Below are 19350 nucleotides of genomic sequence, written 5' to 3'. Positions count from 1 at the left end.
CGGGAAATATTTCATCATAGAGAGAGTCGTGGGAATTAGCCACCAGGGGGAAAGTGCGCGTTGTCCCTCACCCTGATGCTCATGCAGCAAACGCAGCATATCCAGTATTGCCCTTCTGCCAGACATCACCTCACCGCTGCGCCATCGCGTCCGCGCAAGCTGCTAAAGGTGGTCACCAAATCCAACGCCCAGCGGCACGGCAAATACCGCAGGGGTGATGCAAGCGATGGTGGCGTTTATTAAGGCAAAAGCTGCCGTAATGCCGCTCAGTTAAGTATTAATTTGCATATGTATGCAGGTGCGCATGAATGCGCACCCTACGAAAAACGCCCCAGTCCTTTGTAGGGTCGCCATTTATGGTGACCGAAAGACGCTTAACTGATGAGCATTAGGCAAAAGCTGCCGTGTTTGAAGCCGTCTGATTTAACCAGGTGCGCATTGTTGTGGTCGCCATGAATGGCGACCCTACGACGGCATCAACATTTTGCTAAACAATTCGGTTTGCACCTGCCGCGCTTTTCATTAAAAGTCTTTGCATCCTTCTGTTTTCGCAGGTCCTCGCATGATCGACTCAGGCAGAGAAGCCAAACCGAACTCCCATCGTACCCTGCTGTTAGCATTATTGGTCGCAGTGACCTTCTTTATGGAAAACCTCGATGCCACGGTGATCACCACCGCAATTCCGCAGATGGCGCGGGATTTCGTCTCCAGCCCGGTGGCACTGAACGTTGGCGTCAGCGCCTATTTACTGGCAGTGGCGGTGTTCATTCCGATGAGCGGCTGGCTGGCGGAGCGCTTTGGTGCGCGTACCGTTTTTGCCAGCGCCATCCTGATTTTCACTCTCGCCTCGATCCTATGTGGCTTAAGCGACACGCTCGCGATGTTCACGCTGAGCCGTATTCTGCAAGGTATAGGCGGCGCGATGATGGTGCCGGTCGGTCGCATGGTGGTGCTGCGCGTCACCGAAAAAAAGGAGATGGTGAAAACCATCGCCTTTATTACCTGGCCGGGTTTGATTGCGCCGGTGCTCGGCCCCCCGCTGGGCGGTTTGATTGTCACGTACGGCCATTGGCCGTGGATTTTCTGGCTCAATATTCCGCTCGGCATCCTTGCCATCATCGCCACCGCTTATCTGGTGCCACAGTTCAAAGCCGAACAGCGGCGGCCGTTTGACGTGCGCGGCTTTGTGCTGACCGCCACCGCCTGCACCTCATTGATTATCGCGCTGGAAGCGCTCGGGCAGATGCATCTCAATTTTGGTATTCCGTTGTTGCTGCTTGGCGTGTTGTGCAGCTGGCTGGCGTATCGCCACAGCTTCCGCCATGCGCAGCCGCTGCTGCCGTTTAGCGCGATGAAAATTGCCACCTTCCGCAATGCGGTAATTGGCGGCTCGTTCTTCCGCGCCTCAATCAATGCAGTGCCCTATTTGCTGCCGCTGCTGTTTCAGCTTGGCTTTGGCTGGAGCGCGGCGCAGGCCGGAGCGATGGTGCTGTGGGTATTTGCCGGTAATCTGGCTATGAAACCGGCGACGACCTGGCTGATGAAACGCTGGGGGTTTCGTCGCGTGTTGATGATCAATGGCGCGATCAGTTTGGTGGCGATGCTCGGCTGCTTACTACTCAATCCTTCACTGGGCTACTTCGCCATTGCCGCGATTCTGTTTATCGGCGGGCTGTCGCGCTCGCTGCAGTTCAGCTGCTACAACAGCCTGGGCTTCGCCGATGTGCCGCAAAACAAAATGAGCGATGCCTCGGTGGTGTTCAGTATCTTCTTCCAGTTCAGCATGAGCGCGGGCATCGCGCTGGCGGCGTTGTTCCTGCGTGCATCGATGCTGTGGCAGGAACATAGCGAGATCGCGCAAAGTGATATTCATATCGCTTTCGCCGGAGTGGCGTTGTTGGTGCTGCTGTCGCTGTTTGATGTGTTGAGACTGGAGAAAAATGCCGGTGCGCAGGTGCTGGTAAAATAATATTCGCGCATTATTAACGTTAAAAACGTTAATAATGCGCTTCGCTTAAAAATAATCACTTTCACATAAGGATTTATATTTTTTACACCCATTTTAAGATAATGACTAATGATGCGAATGCTTACCAAATCTTAAGTAAAAAACGAAACATCAGGAATGCTGATTAATTTCATCACATTGAAAGAGAAAAATTTTAAAGGCGAAGCGGCAATATATTTATATTGACCAACGGCTCACGCAAAAATAATTATTACCCGCCTCATTCACTCCTTTGCAGACAGAAAAATTCCTGAGCATTATCAAGGAAGATGAGATAACTCCTAATTACCCATTGTTGTGCGTTAGGCTTTAACGACTAACCTTAAGTGGTAAGTGAAATATGCGTTACCCCCTTTATCTGAGGTATTGATTATGACAACACCACGTGGCGGTTCTGGCAATTTTGCCATGGACCCAGAAAGAGCTCGCGAAGCGGGTAAAAAAGGCGGCCAATTGAGCGGCGGGAATTTTCGAAATAATCCTGAACGTGCAATTGAAGCAGGACGAAAAGGCGGTAAGAAAAGCCGTCGTGTCGTCGATAAATCACCCGAATAACTTTGTTGCGGCTATTAAAATTATTAGCCGCAATCTTTTTATTATCAGAAGATAAACACCTACGGAAAATAACACCCCGAATTTATAAAAATGCCACTTTGAGACGTTTCTCGTTGCTAATAATGGAGACAATTAAATAACAAAAATATCAAACCGCCATATACCCTCAATAAATATCGCACCAAATAATCTTCTTGTTTTTATTTTATCGCTCACCTACACTCCGCAAAAATAATTCACCGCAGTCATCACTAATATAAACCATAACTCTAAATAGTTACTTCTTACTTAAATAGTCTTCTCAAAACGGCAGGAACATAAACTTCGCCGTGCGGGAGAACAATTATTGGATTGCCTGTTACTTATAAAAACATACCTCTGAACGGTGAGTATTCCTGCTGTACTTTTTAAACAACGGAGATCACGTGCACACTCAACGCCGCTTCAGAACGATTATCAAAAATCACTCTATCCCATTAATTAGTATCCTGTTAATAGCGAAAACACCCTTGCAAACCGCCAGCGCGGCGAGCAGTGTCATTGCGCCAGATAGCTATAGTCACATACTTAACTATTCGGACGATTACGTTATTAGTTCGGGTGAAACTATTAATTCCAACTCAGCGAAAAATGACACACTTTCAATTAATGATCCCAACTTAGCGCTGTATGGTCCTGTTGAATCGGTTTCGTTACACAATTACGGAATCATCAATAATGGATTCAACACTCATAATTTAGCCGCCGTTTCATTTTTCACCAAAAACGGCAAGCTTGATAACAGCGGTAACATCAGCGGCTGGGACTTCAGCGTCATTATGGCTGGCGGAAAAAGCGCGATCGTAAACAATGGGCAAATCATCGCCAATAATGGCGTTGCACTGTTGAGCTTTGCCGATGAAACCGCGCTGCTAAATAACGGGGTTATACAGGGTTACACCAGCGCGATTGATGCGGAAAACAGCACGAGGGTACAGATTACCAACCAGGGCAATATCACTAGCCAGCAGCAGCCCGCTGTAATTCTTCACAGCGATAGTCAACTCGCTAACGCCGGTGTCATCGCCAGTCAAAATGCTCCCGCGCTATTACTAACCGGTTCTGGCAACGCCATTACCCTGAGTAATCACTCTGCCCTGAACGGCGGCAGCAATATTGCGCTGATGAGCCAGAGTGAAGCTAACCACTTGATTTTGGAGGGTGATGGCAGTGAGAACGGCAATTTCTTCGCCGACACGCCCCAGCACGGATTGTCTGCCATTACCTCCACAGCCAGCAGCCGCTGGGCGCTTAATGGTGATGTGGCGTCCTGGGGCGCGAGTGACGATGTGATGACCATTGCCGGGCAGTTACAACTGGCGGGACATACGGTGATTGCCGGCGGTGGTGGCGCGACCGTGCAGCCGGGTGGACAATTACAGCTGATGAACGGCGGCACGTTATCGGGCAACCTCGTCAATAACGGCGAGATCAGCGTTAATCCGGGAAACAACTTTCACGGCAATCCTTTTGTGATCAATGGTAATTACACCGGCAATGCCAATAGTCAGCTCACCTTTAACGGAGCCTTAGAGGACGACAATTCGGCGCTGAATCCACTGGTGATCAACGGCAACACCGCTGGTACCAGCCAGGTTACGGTAATTAATACCGGCGGCAACGGCGCACAAACCCAGCAAGGTATAACGCTGATCAAGATTAATGGCACTTCCGCTGCTAATGCCTTCGTGCAGAAAGGTCGTATCGTGGCGGGCAGCTATGAGTACTTTTTGCAGCAGGGAACGCCGAATGCAGCCAACGATCAAAGCTGGTATCTGCGCTCTTCTTTACCGCCTGCAGCACCGATCATTAGGCCAATGGCTACACCGCAAACCAGCGCGATCCTGCGACCCGAAGCGGGCGCTTATGCAGCGAACATGGCCGCCAGCAACACCCTATTTATCCATCGATTACAGGATCGCCTCACTGCGACTGCGCCAGGATCGTCAATGTGGTTACGTCAAACCGGTGCGCATCAGCGTGCGCAAGCGGGAAGCCAGCTTGATGATCGCAGCAACCAATATGTGGTGCAGATGGGTGCCGATCTGCTGACGCTGCAAACCAGTGAACAGAGCGCGCTTCACCTCGGCGTCATGGCGGGCTACGGCAACCATCAAGGCAAAACCACCTCTCGCGTCACTGGCTTTGGCAGTGAGCATACGCTTAACGGTTATAGCGGCGGTATCAGCGCCACCTGGTATGCGGATGAAGCTCGCCGTTTAGGACTCTACAGTGATAACTGGCTGCAATTTAGCCGCTTTGAAAATCACGTGAAGGGAGACGATTTAAGCGCTGAAACCTGGCGTTCGCAAGGCGTAACGGCCGCCACCGAATGGGGCTATCGGGCAGTATTTTCGCTGAGCGATCAAACCCAACTGCTACTGCAGCCGCAAGTTCAGATCGCATGGATGAATGTACGCGCCAGCGAGCATCAAGAGCAGAGCGGCAGCTCAGTGCAATTCACCGGTGATGGCAACGTTGCGACCCGCGTCGGCGTCAGAGCGGAACTGCAAACGAGCCGGTTAACGCCCTACGTTGAAGCCAACGCCTTGCACAACAGCCGCGCTTTTGGCAGTCAAATGGACGATCGCGTAGTGGAGATTGAGGGAACGAAGCACATTGCTGAAGTGAAAGCCGGTATTCGTGCCGACCTGTTTTCTGGTCTGGAGATCGCTGTTGAGGGCAACGCGCAGCAAGGCACGGATCATTATCAAAACCTCGGCGGCGCGCTAACGCTGCTGGCACATTTCTAAGAGAGCTTATTGCCCTCCGGCTGTTGTGGAGGGCTTTATTGCCTCCCGCGATTCTTCCATTTTTCGTAACAATGACTTCGCTGATCAGGCTATTTTGCCGCTGAAATGTCTGTGCGAACCTTAGTCATCGCCGGGGATCATCCCGAGCAACACCTAAGGAACCGCAACATGAAACTCTATCACTTCCCGCTTTCTGGTCATGCTCACCGCGCACGTCTGTTCCTGTCGCTGCTGGATTTGCCGCATGAGGTTATCGATGTCGATCTCAAATCTGGCGAGAACAAAACGCCGGAATTCCTCGCCATGAATCCGTTTGGTCAGGTGCCGGTGCTGGAGGATGACGGCGTGTTTATTGCCGATTCCAACGCCATTCTGGTCTATCTGGCGAAGAAGAGCGGTCGCAGCGAATGGCTGCCGGAAGATGCCGTTGGCGCGGCGGCAGTGCAGCGCTGGCTGACTGTGGCTGCCGGAGATATCGCCTTTGGTCCGGCAGCGGCGCGGTTGATTACCGTATTTGGCCGCCCGTTCAATCCCGAAGAGGTGATAGCCCGCGCACATCTGGTGCTGTCACGCATTGAGAAGCATCTCGAAGGTCGTGAATGGCTGGTCGGCGATGGCCCGACTATCGCCGATGTCGCGCAATACAGCTATATCGTCGGTGCGCCAGAAGGCAATGTCGATCTCTCCGGCTATCCGGCGGTGAACGCGCTGCTGCGTCGCATCGAAGCGCTGCCGGGCTTTGTGCCCTTCCCCCAAACTGCGGCTGGCCTGCGCAGCATCGCCTGAGTCCACCATCATGAGCAAGAAACTACCGGTTTGGCATCAGGGTGAAATCGCGCTGCAGCAGCAGGCGGGCGTGGCGGAACGCATGGCGGAAGTCGGCCAGCGGGTGATCCGCGATCACATGCCCGATCAACATCGAGACTTCTACGCGCAGCTGCCGTTTATTGTGGCGGGCAGCGTTGATGCGCACGGCGATGCGTGGGCCACGCTGCTGGAAGGCCAACCCGGTTTTATCTTCTCACCGAATGCCACCACGCTGGATATTGAGGCGCGTCCGCATCAAGGCGATCCGGCGGCGGCGGGCATGCAGGATGGCGCGCCGGTTGGGCTGCTCGGCATCGAGCTGCACACGCGGCGTCGCAACCGCATGAACGGCGTGTTGCAAGCAATTGGCGGCGGTTTTCGCGTGCAGGTGGAACAGAGTTTTGGCAACTGCCCGCGCTATATCCAGCTGCGTGATTTTCATTACGCCCGCGATCCCGCCGAACCTTATCGCGGTGAGGTGGAAAGCCTGAGCACGCTGGATGATACCGCCCGCGCCACCATCGCCGCGGCGGATACCTTCTACGTCGCCACCTATGCCGATCGCCAGGTTGATGCCTCGCATCGTGGCGGTAAAGCGGGCTTCGTGCGCGTCAGCGAAGATGGCCTGCTGACCATTCCCGACTTCAACGGCAATCTGTTCTTCAATACGCTCGGCAACATTCACCAGAATGGCAAAGCGGGATTGCTGTTTGTCGATTACGCCAGCGGCGACACGCTGCAACTGAGCGGCGATGCAGAAGTGATTCTCGACTCGCCAGAGATCGCCGCCTTTCAGGGTGCCGAACGGCTGTGGACGTTTCGCCCGCGCCGCATCGTGCGTCGTCGCGCCGCCCTCGCCTTGCGCTGGTTCACGCCGCCGGATGGCGTCGCACCCAGTTCGCTGATGACCGGCGACTGGCAAGCCGCCGAGCAGCGCCTAAGTGCGGCGGAGCTGGCAGCGCGCTGGCGTCCGTTCAAGGTGATGGAGGTGGTGGATGAGAGCGCCACCATCCGCTCGTTTCATTTGATGCCGGATGATGGCGCGGGTTTATTGCCGCATCTGGCTGGTCAACATCTGCCGATTCGCGTGCAGCTGCCTGGAATTGATAAGCCGCTGATGCGCGCCTATACACTTTCGGTCGCGCCGTCGGATGAGGTTTACCGCATCAGCGTCAAACGTGATGGCGCGGTTTCGCGCTATCTGCACGATCATCTCTACATTGGAGCTACGCTGGAAGCGCGTGCGCCGGCAGGTGATTTTACTATTGATGCCAGCGAACCACGTCCGGCGGTGCTGCTGGCAGCTGGCGTGGGCATCACGCCGATGCTGGCGATGCTGCGACATCTGATATTCGAAGGAGAGCGCAAACAGCGCCTGCGCCCAACGTTCCTGTTCCAGTCGGCACGCAGCAAGGCCGAGCGCCCTTTCGTGCGCGAACTCGACCAGTTGCTGGCGGCGGCGCATGGCGCGGTGAAACTGGTGCGCGTTCTGAGCCAGACGGCGGATGCAGAACCGGATATTGATTACGATTTCGCAGGCCGCATTGATATGGCGCTGCTCTCGCGGGTGCTGCCGTTTAACGATTACGACTTCTATCTGTGCGGTCCACCGCAGTTTACCCAAGCGCTGTACGACGGGCTGCGCGCCTTCAATATCGCCGATGATCGCATTCACGCCGAAGCCTATGGGCCGTCATCGCTGCAGCGTTCCCGCGATGTGGAAGCCGAAGAAAAACCGCTATTACCGGTAGCAACGCAATCGGTGCCGGTGAAATTTATGGATTCGCTGAAAGAGGCGCGCTGGACGCCAGATGCCGGTTCGCTGCTGGAGCTGGCGGAAGCGCGTGGCCTAAGCCCGGCGTATAGCTGCCGCGCCGGACATTGCGGCAGCTGTAAAACTAAATTGCTGCAAGGCGCAGTGACTTACCCAACGCCTCCGAGCGCGCAAGTGGCGGATGATGAAGTGCTGATCTGCTGCGCAAGACCGGCGCAGCAAGAAGGTGAGGTGCAGGCGATTCAGCTGGCGCTATGAGTGACGAGGTTTATCGCACTTTGCCTTTATAGATATCAGGCCGGGTAATCGTCCAGGCGTAATTCGGCTGGTTAACCGGCTGATAGCCAAACTTTTCATACAGCCACGGCGCAGTGCTGGTGAACAGCGTAATTCTGCGTAGCCGCGCGAAAACCGGATGCGCATGAATGCACTCCATCAACCATCGTGCTAAACCATTTCCCTGATATTCATCAAGCACGTAGACATCGCACAGATAGGCGAAGGTGGCGTAATCCGTGATCAGCCGCGCAAAGCCAATCTGTACGCCCTGATGATAAAGACCAAAGTTGAGGCTGTTTTGTACCGAGGCATAAACCGTCTCTTCATCAATGCCTGCTGCCCATGTCGAGGTGGTGAGGTAACGGTGTATGGCGACGAGATCTAATTTGTTTTTGTCTGTGCTGATCAGATAACAATCTTTGTTCCATTCTTCTATAACGAAATCACTCATCTCTGGGGCCTACGATACTGTTATTGGGATGTAAAAAGATTTTATGAAGGATAATGGCGGGCGCATAGTGGGCAACCCTTAAATCGGGTCTGACCATGATTTAGCCACTTAAGATTACATGGCCATAATAATTTGGATTAAAAACTCATGGCCAGCCCCACGCCATATCCCTGGGTATTATTTCCGAACATATAACGTGCCACTATTCGTGTACGACTGATGAAAACCGGATATTTACTACTATCAAGCTCGAGCCCAACACCCAATGAATTTAAACTATCGAATCCTAATTGGCCACGCTGCTCACCCAAATATTCAGTGCGTGCAGCTTCAAGCACATAGCGCAAAGGACTTCCTAATAACGTCCAATCTGAAATTGGATCACGACGACGTAAATAAAGCCCGAGATTTTCCGCAGTGGCGCTCCCGCTTACAGCCTCAGAACTATTACCGAAACTATTAAGCTCTTGGTATGAGTATCGCAACTCAACATCAATATCCTGCTCTTTGCTAAATAATTCATAATCCAGCATTAGCGATCCCCCCAAGCCATACGCATTGAGGCGGCCACCATCCAGGAATTTGTAGTCTGCATCTTCAAATTTTTTTTGCAGAACAAAAGCGCCAATACGCAGATCACTGGCCATTGTACCTAAGGTGAAATTTGCGATGGGCCGCAGGACCCAATTGCCGCCGAGTTTATCCGTATGAAGTTTTATATCCCAACCAATACCGCCAGTCGCAGTTAAGCTATTCCATTTAAACGGAATTTTGCGGCTTTCATTGCCATTAGAAACAACAAATTGGGGATCATATCGGCTGTAACCGAGAGTACCTTCGAGATAGAGAGGAAATTCCTCACTAAGCGTTGCACCGCCGCCAAACTGAGTAATTGAAAGCGAGTTTTTTTCTTTGGTGTCAGCACCGATATTGAGGTCACTTGCAGTGACATCCGGTACCACCGTGTAGCTCATAAGAGAAAGGACGGCATTAGCGCGACTTTTTAGAGGGGTATCATCTGCAGCAAAACTAGTATAACTCGTTAAAAGCATTACGCTAATTTGAATAATTGTTATACGAGAAATGAAAAGAGCCATGTTTTACTCCAGATGTCACACCCCACGACTGATCGTTTCTTATTGCATTGCAGCGCCGCATATTTAAATTCATTTTATTTTAGACCGGGCTATGCAATAGAAAGTTATTTTCATCATTATTTTTCTATAAAGTGACAAAAATCATAATAAGTAGTCACTTATTGGTGGGCGTTTAAAGGGGTGTAATTTTTAGAATCGGTGATGATGACTTCAATGATAATTATTTTTCGGTGCATGGTAAGTATTGAGAAGGAATGAAATTGGGAAATTCAGAGGTGTTTGCACAAGCGATGAGAAAGGAATACAAAGACTCTTTTATGCGGGAGTATTGAAAGATTCGTTAAGATTTGTCGTGAGTTACAGGATCGAAAAAAGGGTACTAGCGTTAACTAGTACCCTTTCTGGAAGGCTTGGTGCTTCAATGTTGCTTTGAACACCACCTTCTCTAAACACCCGTCAGAACTCTTCATTCTAACCAGCGTTTCGATGTATGGTGCCCGGACGCGGAATCGAACCACGGACACGGGGATTTTCAATCCCCTTGCTGAGACTTTAGGTTTGATTTTTCTATCGGAAATTGAGCAAAAAACGGCGTAGTACAACGTGGTGTAGGTGTACTTCCGAATAACTTTCGGATGTGCATGATGAAAATACTTCCCGTAATTTCCACCAAAGGTGGAGAAGGCAAATCTACGCAAGCCGCAAACCTCTGTGGCTTCCTCGCTGATGCAGGATTGAAGACGCTGTTAATCGATGGCGACTTCGGCCAGCCCACTGCCAGCAGCATCTATCAACTCACCTATGAAGCGCCGTGCGGCATATACGAATTGCTAATGCAGTCGGTAGATCTCGGTGATTCAACCAACATAATCTCCAACACTTTCATCCCTAATCTCGACGTAATCATCTCTAACGACCCGCAAGCCCACTTGCTGACTGCCATGCTGCACGCGCCGGATGGCCGGTTGCGCATGCGTAACGTGCTGCAGCATCCGCTATTTGATGAATACGACGTCATCATCATTGATTCGCAGGGCGCGCGTTCGGTGATGTTGGAGCTGATAGCTCTCGCAGCCACCAATACAACCATCGGCATAGTGAAGCCGGTATTGCCAGACATTCGCGAATTTCTGCGCGGTGCTATAGCGATGTTCGAACAGCTGCGTTCGCTCTCTTCTTACGGCATCGCGCTTCCGGCGATTCGCATTCTTGTGAATTGCATGGATTACACCTCCCTGGCCAAAACCACACTTGGGCAACTGGAGACGATTGTTAGCGAAGGGAAATATAGTCCCTACGCCGAAGAGATCCCCGTTTCGTTGCTTAACACTCAAATCTACGATCTCGACATCTATAAGGCGGGCCACTTTGCTGGCGAACCTGCGCACCGGCTGGAAACGCATACACGCCGCAAGAGTGATTCGGCGCTGCAAACGATGCACAACCTGGCGTGTGAATTGTTCCCGGAATGGCGCGGTCAATTTAATGCGCTTCTTTCACGTTCTGTGAAGGAGGTGAACCATGTCTAAGTCCAGCAATTACCCAATTGAAATGCCGCATTCAACCGATGCTGAACAGGCAGTGCTGGGCGCGCTGATGCTGGATAACGATCGCTGGGATGATGTCGTAACGCTGATTCAACGCGAAGACTTCTTCTCCGGCCCGCATCGCGCGATTTTCAAAGGTATCGACGAGCTGGCCAAAGGCAACAGCCCGTTCGACCTGATCACGCTCAGCGAACTTCTGGAGCGTCACAACATTATTGAACAATGTGGTGGATTTGCTTACCTCGCCGAACTGAGCAAGAACACGCCGAGCGCCGCCAACATCCTCGCCTACGCGAGGATAATTGCCGAAAAGAGCCAGCTGCGTCAGTTGTATGTGCTTGGCAACCAACTTACGCGCGATGTGCAGCTTCCCAACGCCACCGCCAACAACATCACCGAAGTCGCCGAAAGCCAGTTGTTCAACCTTGCCGAGAAAGGCCATGCGCGTCAGCATCAGGAAATCACGGTTCTCGATGGTATGTCACAACTGCTTACCCGGCTAGAAGAGACGACCGGCGGCAATGGCATCACCGGTACGCCGTCGGGTTTTCGAGAACTAGACCAAATGACGTGCGGTTTGCAGGCGGGCGATTTAATTCTGCTGGCTGCTCGTCCCTCTATGGGCAAAACGGCGCTGGCATTAGCGATGTGTGAATCGGCGCTGGATGCGCTGGAGAGCAATTTAGTTTTCTGCTTCAGCCTGGAAATGCCCGCCGAGCAGCTGATGATGCGGCTGGTTGCAATGCTTGGTCAGGTTGAGCTGAATTTGCTGCGCAGCGGCCAGCTCAATGATGAATGCTGGGCCAGAATAAGCATGGCGATGGAGCGCGTCACTGCCTGGAAAGATCGGCTGATTATCGATGAAAACAGCGACCAGACTCCGGCGCTGTTACGTGCCCGCGCGCGGCGTTACATCCGCAAATACGGACAACCAAGCCTGATTCTGGTCGATTACCTGCAGCTAATGCGCGCGCCTGAGCAGGAGAACCGCACGCAGGAGATTTCAGAGATCTCGCGCTGCCTGAAGGCGCTGGCCAAAGAGCTGAAATGTCCGCTGGTCGCACTTTCCCAGTTAAATCGGCAAGTTGAATCGCGCCCCAATAAGCGACCAAACAACGGCGATCTGCGTGATTCTGGCGCACTGGAACAGGACGCCGACCTGATTCTCTTCATCTATCGCGATGAAGTTTATAACGAAAACTCCACTGAAAAAGGCATCGCTGAAATCATCATCGGCAAGCAACGCCAGGGCCCTATCGGCACCGTCAAAACCGCTTATGATGGCCGCTACACACGCTTTTCGAATGCTGAAAGCAACTCCTATCACTTTGGTTATGGGAGGGCTCAGGCATGACAGCGATGGCAAAACAGCGCACAACCGATCTGACAGATGCGCTTTTAAAGCGCGGTCGTCAGGCCGAGGCAACATTAACCGTGGCTACACCAGATGCGCCTGGCAGCGAAATGCCAATGGTGCTTACGCTGGATCAGTTGCGTCCCAATCCAGATAACCCACGCACCAGCCGCAATCCACGTTTCGATGACATCAAGGCATCGATTCGCGCGCGTGGCCTCGATACCGTGCCGAAAGTCACGCTCGATCCCGACAATCCCGGCTCTTACATCTTCAGCGACGGCGGCAACACGCGTTACCAGGCGCTGTGTGAGTTGTGGGCCGAGACGCATAGCGAACATTTCTACCGCGTGCATTGCCTGTTCAAACCCTGGCCGGGTCGCATCAAATGCGTGATTGGCCACTTGGCAGAAAACGAACTGCGCGGCGAGCTTAGCTTTATCGAGAAAGCGATCGGCATTCGCAACGCCCGCCAAATCATTGAGGATGAATCGGGCAAAGCGGTTTCCCTACGCGAGCTGGCAACGGCGCTGACGGATCAAGGCTATCCGGTTAGTTATTCTAGCCTGAGCCGCATGGACAGCTGCGTTCGCCATCTCTATCCGCATTTACCGGCGCTGCTGGAGTCGGGTCTTGGCCGTCCGCAGATCAACGCGTTGTTGGTGCTGCGCAGCGATGCCGAGAAATTATGGAATCACTATGCGGCTGAAGCCAAACCGGAAGTGACGTTTGAAAACGTGATGGCCAAAGTGTGCCCGCATTTCAATTCGCCAGAGAGCTGGTCGCTGGAGATGTTCCGCGACGAGTTTATCGGCGAGCTGGTCAGCGCGTTGCCACATCCATCGCTGAACTACGACCGCTGGCTGATTGAGCTTGATCCCAGTGAACAAAACCGTCGCCAGCTGTTTGGCGAACCTGAACCGGTTGCACCGCAGCTGCAGCAGCAAAACCAGCAGCCTGAACCGGAAGCAGCAACACGCGCGCCTGCGCCGGTTCGAAAGCCAACCCCACCACCCACCACGCCAGGTATTGCCAGTGGCAACACTTACGTACCTAATTCCACTGTTGCCACTGGCAACACCCCCGAGCCGAGTTCTACTGTTGCCACTGGCAACACTTTCGAGATGGTTACTGATGTTGCCAGTGGCAACACTCAATCAGCCGCACCCGATTTCTGGTCCATCCCTACTCTGCAGGACGATGCCGATCACCTGCGCAATATCGCTTTTCGCCTTGCCTTTGAACTGGCCGATTCGGACAGCGATGGTGAAGCCGTCGTACCAGATAACAGCGCGGCTTCTGCTGGCTATCGCATTGACGAAGAACTTAGCGTCTCGCCGATTTCATGCCTGCTTTCCTCGCTGGCTGGCGGCGCGTGCGATGAAGACTTACCGGATTTGATGCGCGAGCTGCTAATTGGCAGCAGCGATGCCGCGCCGCGTTTTGACGATGCCAGCACCCAAACGTTCATGAAGTTAATCCGCACGTTGCGGCGGCTGCGCGAGCTGCAGCGCCAGAGCTGAGCGGCATGTTTAGTCGATTGAGATTACTGAAAACCGGAGATCACGATGATGAGTAACAGCTTGTCTCAGGCCACCAACGGCCTGCTTACCCAGTTAGTGATGGAACTCAAATCAGGCTACATCCGCCGCTGCGAAGCGCTGGGTTTGATGCCAGAAGAAATGCAGATGCTTCATGGCCTCACCATTGAAGACCTGCATTACCTGATGAACAGCCCGGTATCGGTGCTGACATTTCGCATCCACCACGAAAACCTGTCGCTGATGTTGCAGCAGGCGAGACGCGAGCAACGACGACTGCAGCGCATTGATCGCGCGCTGGCGCTCAACGGTTCTATAGAGTTGATGCAGCACTACTTCGGCCTTTCTACGGTTGAAGTCGCCGCACGCCGCCGCATGGCCGGTATCGAAGTGCGCAAGGGGCGCGGCGTGGTGCTCAACGACGAGGACAACGCCGAGATCTGGCGCAAATGGCAGAAAGCAAGCATTGACGATCCCGACAGCGCCGATGGCCTCGACGTGATGATGCTGTGTGCTGAACAGATGGATTTGTCGCTGACCGCTATCTGGCACGCCGTGCATGGCTGGCACAGCAACAAAAAACCAGAGCCCGCAGCAATGCGGAAGATGGCATGAGCCAACGCAACCAGACGCTGACTGAAGGACTTGTTGCGCCGGTCAATGTGCCAGAGCCCTGCCGCCGTAAAGCGGTGAGGCAACTGACGCTGTTCCGGTGCGGCAAGAACAACTTCACGCGCATCAAAGCGAACGGCTCGGATTATCTCAAGATCGACATTGGCCTGTTCTGGCGGCTGCTGAGTAAAAACAGCGGCAAAGACTGGGAACTGATGACGCATGAGAGATACAGCAAGGCGATCTGGAAATAGCGAGTGTTGTCACTCTGTATCCCGCGCGGGGTACAGCAATAACAGCATTCACCCGATGGCACGTAGCGATCGGCGGCAAAAGGAAATGACATGAATCTCCCCTCTGACAGCTTAATCGCTTTCACGATGGAAAAAATGCAGGCGCGCCTGGCGGAAAAGTCCAGTGACGATGGTGTCTCGCAGCTGCGCAGTGGTTTGCTGTATCTCGGCAATGTGCAGGATGCTTATCCGCGCCAACTGCTGCTTGATACGCGGCTCTCACCGCTCGATAAAATGGCGTGGATGATGATCAGGCTGTACGCGCAGCAGAATTATGGCGCAGTGTTCCCCAGCTATGACGAGATGCAGCTACAGCTCGCTTCCCCGCATAAAGGTAAGGCGTCGCGCGAAACGGTCAGCCGCGTGCTGATGATGTTGCGGCTTACCGGCTGGCTAAGCCTGTGCAAGCGCGTTCGTGACGATCAAGGTCGCGTGCGCGGCAATATCTATGCGCAACACGACGAACCGCTAACCTGCTGCGATGCCGAAATTATGGACCCGGCGTGGCTCGATACCGTCGCTGAAGCGTGCCGCAGCGGCAATAAAACCATCAAGCAGACCGCATTGCAGGTGCTGGATGAAATCAAAAATGACCCGCAAATGCGCCACTGCAAAAGCCATATTAGCCAGATCGAGAATCGCCTGTGCAAACCACAAACGCCGCAGGAAATGGCCGCAGCCAGGAAGCTCTTCTCTCCGAATTCGGTTTCCGAACCTGGTATAAAAACGCCGAGTTCGGGAGCCGAACCCAGCATTGCGCCGCATTCAAATTCACTGAGTTCGGTTTCCGAACCCTCGCTGATACCAAGGCTTCGGCCCGGAGTTCGGAATCCGAACGGTAACGTACGTTGTTTTACACAAGGTGTGAAAAAAAACACGTTTACACCGGCTGCGCCAGCGTCGGAAATCATCCCCGAACGCCACCGACAGTGTTTCAGCCAGGAAGATCTCGCCATGCTTGAACACCGGCTGGCAGCGTTGCCCGCTGAGCAGTCGCAGCAGCTGCTTCACCAACTTGGCCAGAACCTCGATGCCGGTTCAATCCAGAACCCAACCGGCTGGCTGCTGGCGATTATCAAAAAAGCGAGAACCGGCCAGTTCACTCACATTGCTGATTCGCCCTCAGCCACTTCACCGGCTCAACCGGCACAACCTGAACCGACGGCACGAGCAGCCAGCTCTGCCGCTGACATCGCTAAGATCGTGCAATCGATACGGCAACGCCTGAACAGCTGACGAGCCAGATAACTGGCAGTTGTGTGAATGGTTTTACGATAGATGTTGCCTTAACGCTCCTTAAAACTGGCGCAGCATCATCAACTATATGGAGTGGGAAATGGCTGAAGAAAAGAACGAAACCGATACGGCCAAAGCAGGCGCGTTACGCTCCTCTTTGACCATTGAACTGCACTCGCATTATGCGATTCGATTGTGGGAAGGCCGCCGACGTCAACCTGATGACCTGCGCGAACGTGGCAGACCACAAATCCTCAGCATGCCGCGCGTGATTCAGCGCGCTGGTTTGATGAGCCGTGACGCCGAAGGTGATAATCCTTATGCAGATATGGCGTTGTTAAAGCTGGAGAACGCGCTGGATCTGGCTACCACTGAGATCCAGAAGTTGGTCGATGAGCTGGAAGCGACGCTTAAAGCCATTCCCGCGCGGATCTCATTGACGGATGTATCGTCGGTATCGCCGCTCAATATTGGCGTCTTCAGCCGCACGCCGCTGGGTTATCGCTGCGTATGGCTGCTGGTAGGTTACGACCAGCTGGCGATGAAGGTTTTTCAGGCATCCCATTACGGGCTGATCAGCGGAAAAGAGCGCGATGAAATGCTCAGCAATGGCGGCCATCTGGTGCGCAAGGTATATGGCGTAGCACAGCACTATCGTTCGTTCGCCGTAACGCGCGCCGATCTGCAACAGAATACGGTGATTGCCAGCGAAGCCGTCAAGCTGCTGGGTGACGTTGATCTGGAGGTGATGACGGGAAAAATGCTCTCCACCTTTTCACCAAACCTCAAAAAGCTGGCGGAAAATAGTGAAGCTTCTGAATAACTTTCCGGCGCTTCAGCAAAGCCTTTTATGTCCTCAGCGATGCTGATAAGGTTAACAGGCTTCGATGTAGCACCCCGTGACTGCGGGATGGTTGGATGTCTTTTACGGGGACAGAAAATCATCAGTCCGGCAGGCAAATCACCGCACATCCGATTTGGTCTGTAAGGCGCACGCCCTCCGTGAAAACCGCGCCGGAGCTTCAACTCCCGGAGTAACGAATACACCATCGGTCTGCGTGCAGGCCCTGAGCGCTGGCAATTGCTGGCGCTTTTTTATTTCCATCTACGCAAAACTACTTTATCGCTGACATCCGCTTTTAGCGGCAGGAAACTGGAACGGCATTATTGTTGTTGTCTCAACAACCAGCCAATGTTTCAGCAGCCTGAGAGAAACGCTTACGCGGTTGCCATCTAAAACTTCATGACCTGAGAGAAGTGCTGCTTTTGCAGTGGTCAATCCGCTCAACCTCTTAATGCGGATATCACCAATGTGATGAGGTTCTTTGTACTAACCAGCCAGCGCGGCATAGCTATTCGCGCTTCCTGACGGAAAGCATTTACCCGTCAGGGATGAATGTTTCTCCGTCACTATTTCCCACTCCCGGAGTAAACATCATGACTGCTACCACTACCAATAACGCTGCAAACAACACCAACACCACTTCTACCAAAGCTGAATACTTCAATCTCAACATCAAGGGCCTGGGTTATCTGAGCAACATTCGCAGAATTGAAACCCTCACTGGCAGCTTCCTCAGCGTGGTGATTAATGCGCTGAGCGGCCCCACTGACAACCCTACCTATGTGCGCTTTGATGCCACTGTCGCCGGTAAGGAGGCAACGGATCTTATAAGCCGCTGCCAGAAAGCCGTAGACGAGGACCAGAAAGTGCTGCTTGGGTTTACTCTCAGCAACCTGACGTCTGACATTTTTACCCTCAACAAAGGTGATCATGCAGGCGAACAGCGGGTTAGCTTGAAGGCCAGGCTGATTAAGGTCGATTGGATCAAGATTGGTCAGGCGATGGTTTATAAAGCGGAGAAGAGTGAAGCTCCAATCCCAACACAAACTGGAACTAAACAGCATTATGCTGAAAATTCCTTTTAAAACACTAAACCCTACATCTATGATGTAGGGTTTTTTATGACTAATCATGATTTAGTAACGCGACATTACAAAATAACCATAAAAATCAGAGTGTTGTATTTTAACTATCATATTGAAACTTCATGTTTGTTTACACTTTAGTCTAATGCTATTAATTTGTTCCTGAATAAATAATCTCAGGGACAAGCTCTCATGACGAGCAGCACAAAACTGGCAAATACAAAAAACTTAATGAATTGCGTTCATTGCTTTAAGCAAGATATTGTAAAGCCTAAAGCTAAATCTCATACAGGAATTGCTATTGATTATTTAGATTTGATTGAAAACACAAACTCGTTTATTCGAGAATTAAAAAGTACAGCATCTGGATGGGTTTACTCCTCAGAGAAGTACAATCACATTCTCACTAAGGAGCTTTCACAAAGGGATGGGGATATCCAAAATGCTATTAGCATAATTGAACAAACAATTAAAATGAAGTTTAGAAAAGGATGCCCTCAAGGGCAATATGGTGAGTTACTTCTTTTTAATTTAATTCAGCATTTTTTTCATGCCGCGCCCTTGTTAAGAAAAATGCCTATAACTACGAATCCTAACCTTGAAAGGCATGGCGCCGATGCAATACATTACCTAAAAAATGAGAATGGCCACATTTTCTATTTAGGAGAGTCAAAATGTTACAAATCAAACTATAAATTTAATGAGGCTCTTTCTGAATCGGTAAATAGCATTTTGACCACTTTGAGTAACATTCAGAGTGAAATACAACTTTATCAGCATGATGATTTTATAGATCCGATTCTTCAACCTATTGCTGATGGCTTAATAAATAACACCTTAGATAATCCAACCTTTGAATTGGTTTGTCTAATCGTTTACACGGAAACTAGTAAAGTTGAGGCTCCTTCGGCTAATGAAATCAGAGCTAAGATTGAAGAGATCGTACAGAATCGATGGGATAACACAACCGATCGGCTGTATGAGAACTTTCATACTGGCTATATAAGCCGAATAAATTACATCGTCTTTCCGTCATGGTCATTAGAAAAATTACTCGAAAGCTTTGAGGATTAGT

At 51.9% G+C, this 19350-nt stretch carries 16 protein-coding genes; 14 read left to right on the top strand and 2 right to left on the bottom strand.

Annotated features, from left to right (window positions below; all coding sequences use genetic code 11):
• Positions 1 to 562: 562 nt before the first annotated feature.
• The 5 genes from BM323_RS08195 (at position 563) to BM323_RS08175 (ending at position 8194) form a co-directional block, all read left to right on the top strand.
• A complete protein-coding gene (locus BM323_RS08195) occupies positions 563 to 1969 on the top strand; it encodes an MFS transporter (protein WP_008110693.1) in 1407 nt (468 codons plus the stop codon).
• A gap of 411 nt (positions 1970 to 2380) precedes the next feature.
• On the top strand, positions 2381 to 2563 hold the full coding sequence (locus tag BM323_RS08190; protein ID WP_007893075.1) for a con-10 family general stress protein: 183 nt from the start codon (positions 2381 to 2383) through the stop codon (positions 2561 to 2563).
• A gap of 509 nt (positions 2564 to 3072) precedes the next feature.
• The gene (locus BM323_RS08185) at positions 3073 to 5355 is read left to right on the top strand and encodes an autotransporter outer membrane beta-barrel domain-containing protein (protein ID WP_052026027.1); all 2283 of its coding nucleotides are present in this window, start codon (positions 3073 to 3075) and stop codon (positions 5353 to 5355) included.
• Between the two features lie 168 nt (positions 5356 to 5523).
• Positions 5524 to 6141 (top strand): glutathione S-transferase family protein, encoded by a 618-nt coding sequence (locus BM323_RS08180; RefSeq protein WP_008110689.1) that lies wholly within the window; start codon positions 5524 to 5526, stop codon positions 6139 to 6141.
• A gap of 10 nt (positions 6142 to 6151) precedes the next feature.
• Complete coding sequence (locus tag BM323_RS08175) at positions 6152 to 8194, top strand: 2Fe-2S iron-sulfur cluster-binding protein (protein ID WP_008110688.1); 2043 nt, start codon at positions 6152 to 6154, stop codon at positions 8192 to 8194.
• A gap of 10 nt (positions 8195 to 8204) precedes the next feature.
• Here BM323_RS08175 and BM323_RS08170 read toward each other — a convergent pair whose 3' ends face one another.
• Together BM323_RS08170 and BM323_RS08165 are read right to left on the bottom strand one after the other, a co-directional pair.
• Entirely contained in the window at positions 8205 to 8666 is a 462-nt protein-coding gene (locus BM323_RS08170; RefSeq protein ID WP_008110685.1) for a GNAT family N-acetyltransferase, read from the bottom strand.
• A 137-nt stretch (positions 8667 to 8803) separates the two neighbouring features.
• Positions 8804 to 9718 carry a hypothetical protein gene (locus BM323_RS08165; protein WP_371515163.1) on the bottom strand — a complete coding sequence of 305 codons (915 nt, stop codon included), beginning with the start codon at positions 9716 to 9718 and terminating at the stop codon, positions 8804 to 8806.
• Between the two features lie 689 nt (positions 9719 to 10407).
• Here BM323_RS08165 and BM323_RS08160 point away from each other — a divergent pair.
• From BM323_RS08160 to BM323_RS08120, 9 genes are all read left to right on the top strand, one after another.
• On the top strand, positions 10408 to 11292 hold the full coding sequence (locus tag BM323_RS08160) for a ParA family protein (RefSeq protein WP_091003644.1): 885 nt from the start codon (positions 10408 to 10410) through the stop codon (positions 11290 to 11292).
• Positions 11285 to 12664 carry an SPI-7-type island replicative DNA helicase gene (gene dnaB-PI / locus BM323_RS08155; RefSeq protein ID WP_091003641.1) on the top strand — a complete coding sequence of 460 codons (1380 nt, stop codon included), beginning with the start codon at positions 11285 to 11287 and terminating at the stop codon, positions 12662 to 12664. The genes BM323_RS08160 and dnaB-PI overlap by 8 nt, the downstream gene beginning before the upstream one ends.
• Positions 12661 to 14187, top strand: a complete 1527-nt coding sequence (locus BM323_RS08150) for a ParB family protein (protein WP_091003639.1) — start codon at positions 12661 to 12663, stop codon at positions 14185 to 14187. The genes dnaB-PI and BM323_RS08150 overlap by 4 nt, the downstream gene beginning before the upstream one ends.
• 48 nt (positions 14188 to 14235) lie before the next feature.
• Entirely contained in the window at positions 14236 to 14820 is a 585-nt protein-coding gene (locus BM323_RS08145; RefSeq protein WP_091003683.1) for a DUF2857 domain-containing protein, read from the top strand.
• Positions 14817 to 15071 carry a ParE family toxin-like protein gene (locus tag BM323_RS08140; protein WP_091003636.1) on the top strand — a complete coding sequence of 85 codons (255 nt, stop codon included), beginning with the start codon at positions 14817 to 14819 and terminating at the stop codon, positions 15069 to 15071. Before BM323_RS08145 ends, BM323_RS08140 begins: the two co-directional genes overlap by 4 nt.
• 90 nt (positions 15072 to 15161) lie before the next feature.
• Positions 15162 to 16346, top strand: coding sequence for an STY4528 family pathogenicity island replication protein (locus BM323_RS08135; protein ID WP_091003633.1), 1185 nt, complete (start codon positions 15162 to 15164; stop codon positions 16344 to 16346).
• 100 nt (positions 16347 to 16446) lie between these two features.
• Complete coding sequence (locus tag BM323_RS08130) at positions 16447 to 17169, top strand: PFL_4669 family integrating conjugative element protein (RefSeq protein WP_175501692.1); 723 nt, start codon at positions 16447 to 16449, stop codon at positions 17167 to 17169.
• A gap of 614 nt (positions 17170 to 17783) precedes the next feature.
• On the top strand, positions 17784 to 18275 hold the full coding sequence (locus BM323_RS08125) for an STY4534 family ICE replication protein (protein ID WP_091003627.1): 492 nt from the start codon (positions 17784 to 17786) through the stop codon (positions 18273 to 18275).
• Between the two features lie 192 nt (positions 18276 to 18467).
• Positions 18468 to 19349, top strand: a complete 882-nt coding sequence (locus BM323_RS08120) for a HamA C-terminal domain-containing protein (protein WP_091003625.1) — start codon at positions 18468 to 18470, stop codon at positions 19347 to 19349.
• Position 19350: the final 1 nt, after the last annotated feature.

The organism is Pantoea sp. YR525, from assembly GCF_900116775.1.
Classification (GTDB): Bacteria; Pseudomonadota; Gammaproteobacteria; order Enterobacterales; family Enterobacteriaceae; genus Pantoea; species Pantoea symbiotica.
Note: the sequence above shows the minus strand (reverse complement) of the source record. Positions and strands in the feature narration are given on the sequence as shown.

Excerpts from the sequence above, each read along its gene's own strand:
- BM323_RS08120 (WP_091003625.1), top strand. The coding sequence starts at position 18,468 with ATGACGAGCAGCACAAAACTGGCAAATACAAAAAACTTAATGAATTGC.
- BM323_RS08170 (WP_008110685.1), bottom strand. The coding sequence starts at position 8,666 with ATGAGTGATTTCGTTATAGAAGAATGGAACAAAGATTGTTATCTGATC.
- BM323_RS08195 (WP_008110693.1), top strand. The coding sequence starts at position 563 with ATGATCGACTCAGGCAGAGAAGCCAAACCGAACTCCCATCGTACCCTG.
- BM323_RS08150 (WP_091003639.1), top strand. The coding sequence starts at position 12,661 with ATGACAGCGATGGCAAAACAGCGCACAACCGATCTGACAGATGCGCTT.
- BM323_RS08180 (WP_008110689.1), top strand. The coding sequence starts at position 5,524 with ATGAAACTCTATCACTTCCCGCTTTCTGGTCATGCTCACCGCGCACGT.
- BM323_RS08140 (WP_091003636.1), top strand. The coding sequence starts at position 14,817 with ATGAGCCAACGCAACCAGACGCTGACTGAAGGACTTGTTGCGCCGGTC.
- BM323_RS08190 (WP_007893075.1), top strand. The coding sequence starts at position 2,381 with ATGACAACACCACGTGGCGGTTCTGGCAATTTTGCCATGGACCCAGAA.
- BM323_RS08130 (WP_175501692.1), top strand. The coding sequence starts at position 16,447 with ATGGCTGAAGAAAAGAACGAAACCGATACGGCCAAAGCAGGCGCGTTA.
- BM323_RS08145 (WP_091003683.1), top strand. The coding sequence starts at position 14,236 with ATGAGTAACAGCTTGTCTCAGGCCACCAACGGCCTGCTTACCCAGTTA.
- dnaB-PI (WP_091003641.1), top strand. The coding sequence starts at position 11,285 with ATGTCTAAGTCCAGCAATTACCCAATTGAAATGCCGCATTCAACCGAT.
- BM323_RS08160 (WP_091003644.1), top strand. The coding sequence starts at position 10,408 with ATGAAAATACTTCCCGTAATTTCCACCAAAGGTGGAGAAGGCAAATCT.
- BM323_RS08165 (WP_371515163.1), bottom strand. The coding sequence starts at position 9,718 with ATGCTTTTAACGAGTTATACTAGTTTTGCTGCAGATGATACCCCTCTA.
- BM323_RS08125 (WP_091003627.1), top strand. The coding sequence starts at position 17,784 with ATGACTGCTACCACTACCAATAACGCTGCAAACAACACCAACACCACT.
- BM323_RS08175 (WP_008110688.1), top strand. The coding sequence starts at position 6,152 with ATGAGCAAGAAACTACCGGTTTGGCATCAGGGTGAAATCGCGCTGCAG.
- BM323_RS08135 (WP_091003633.1), top strand. The coding sequence starts at position 15,162 with ATGAATCTCCCCTCTGACAGCTTAATCGCTTTCACGATGGAAAAAATG.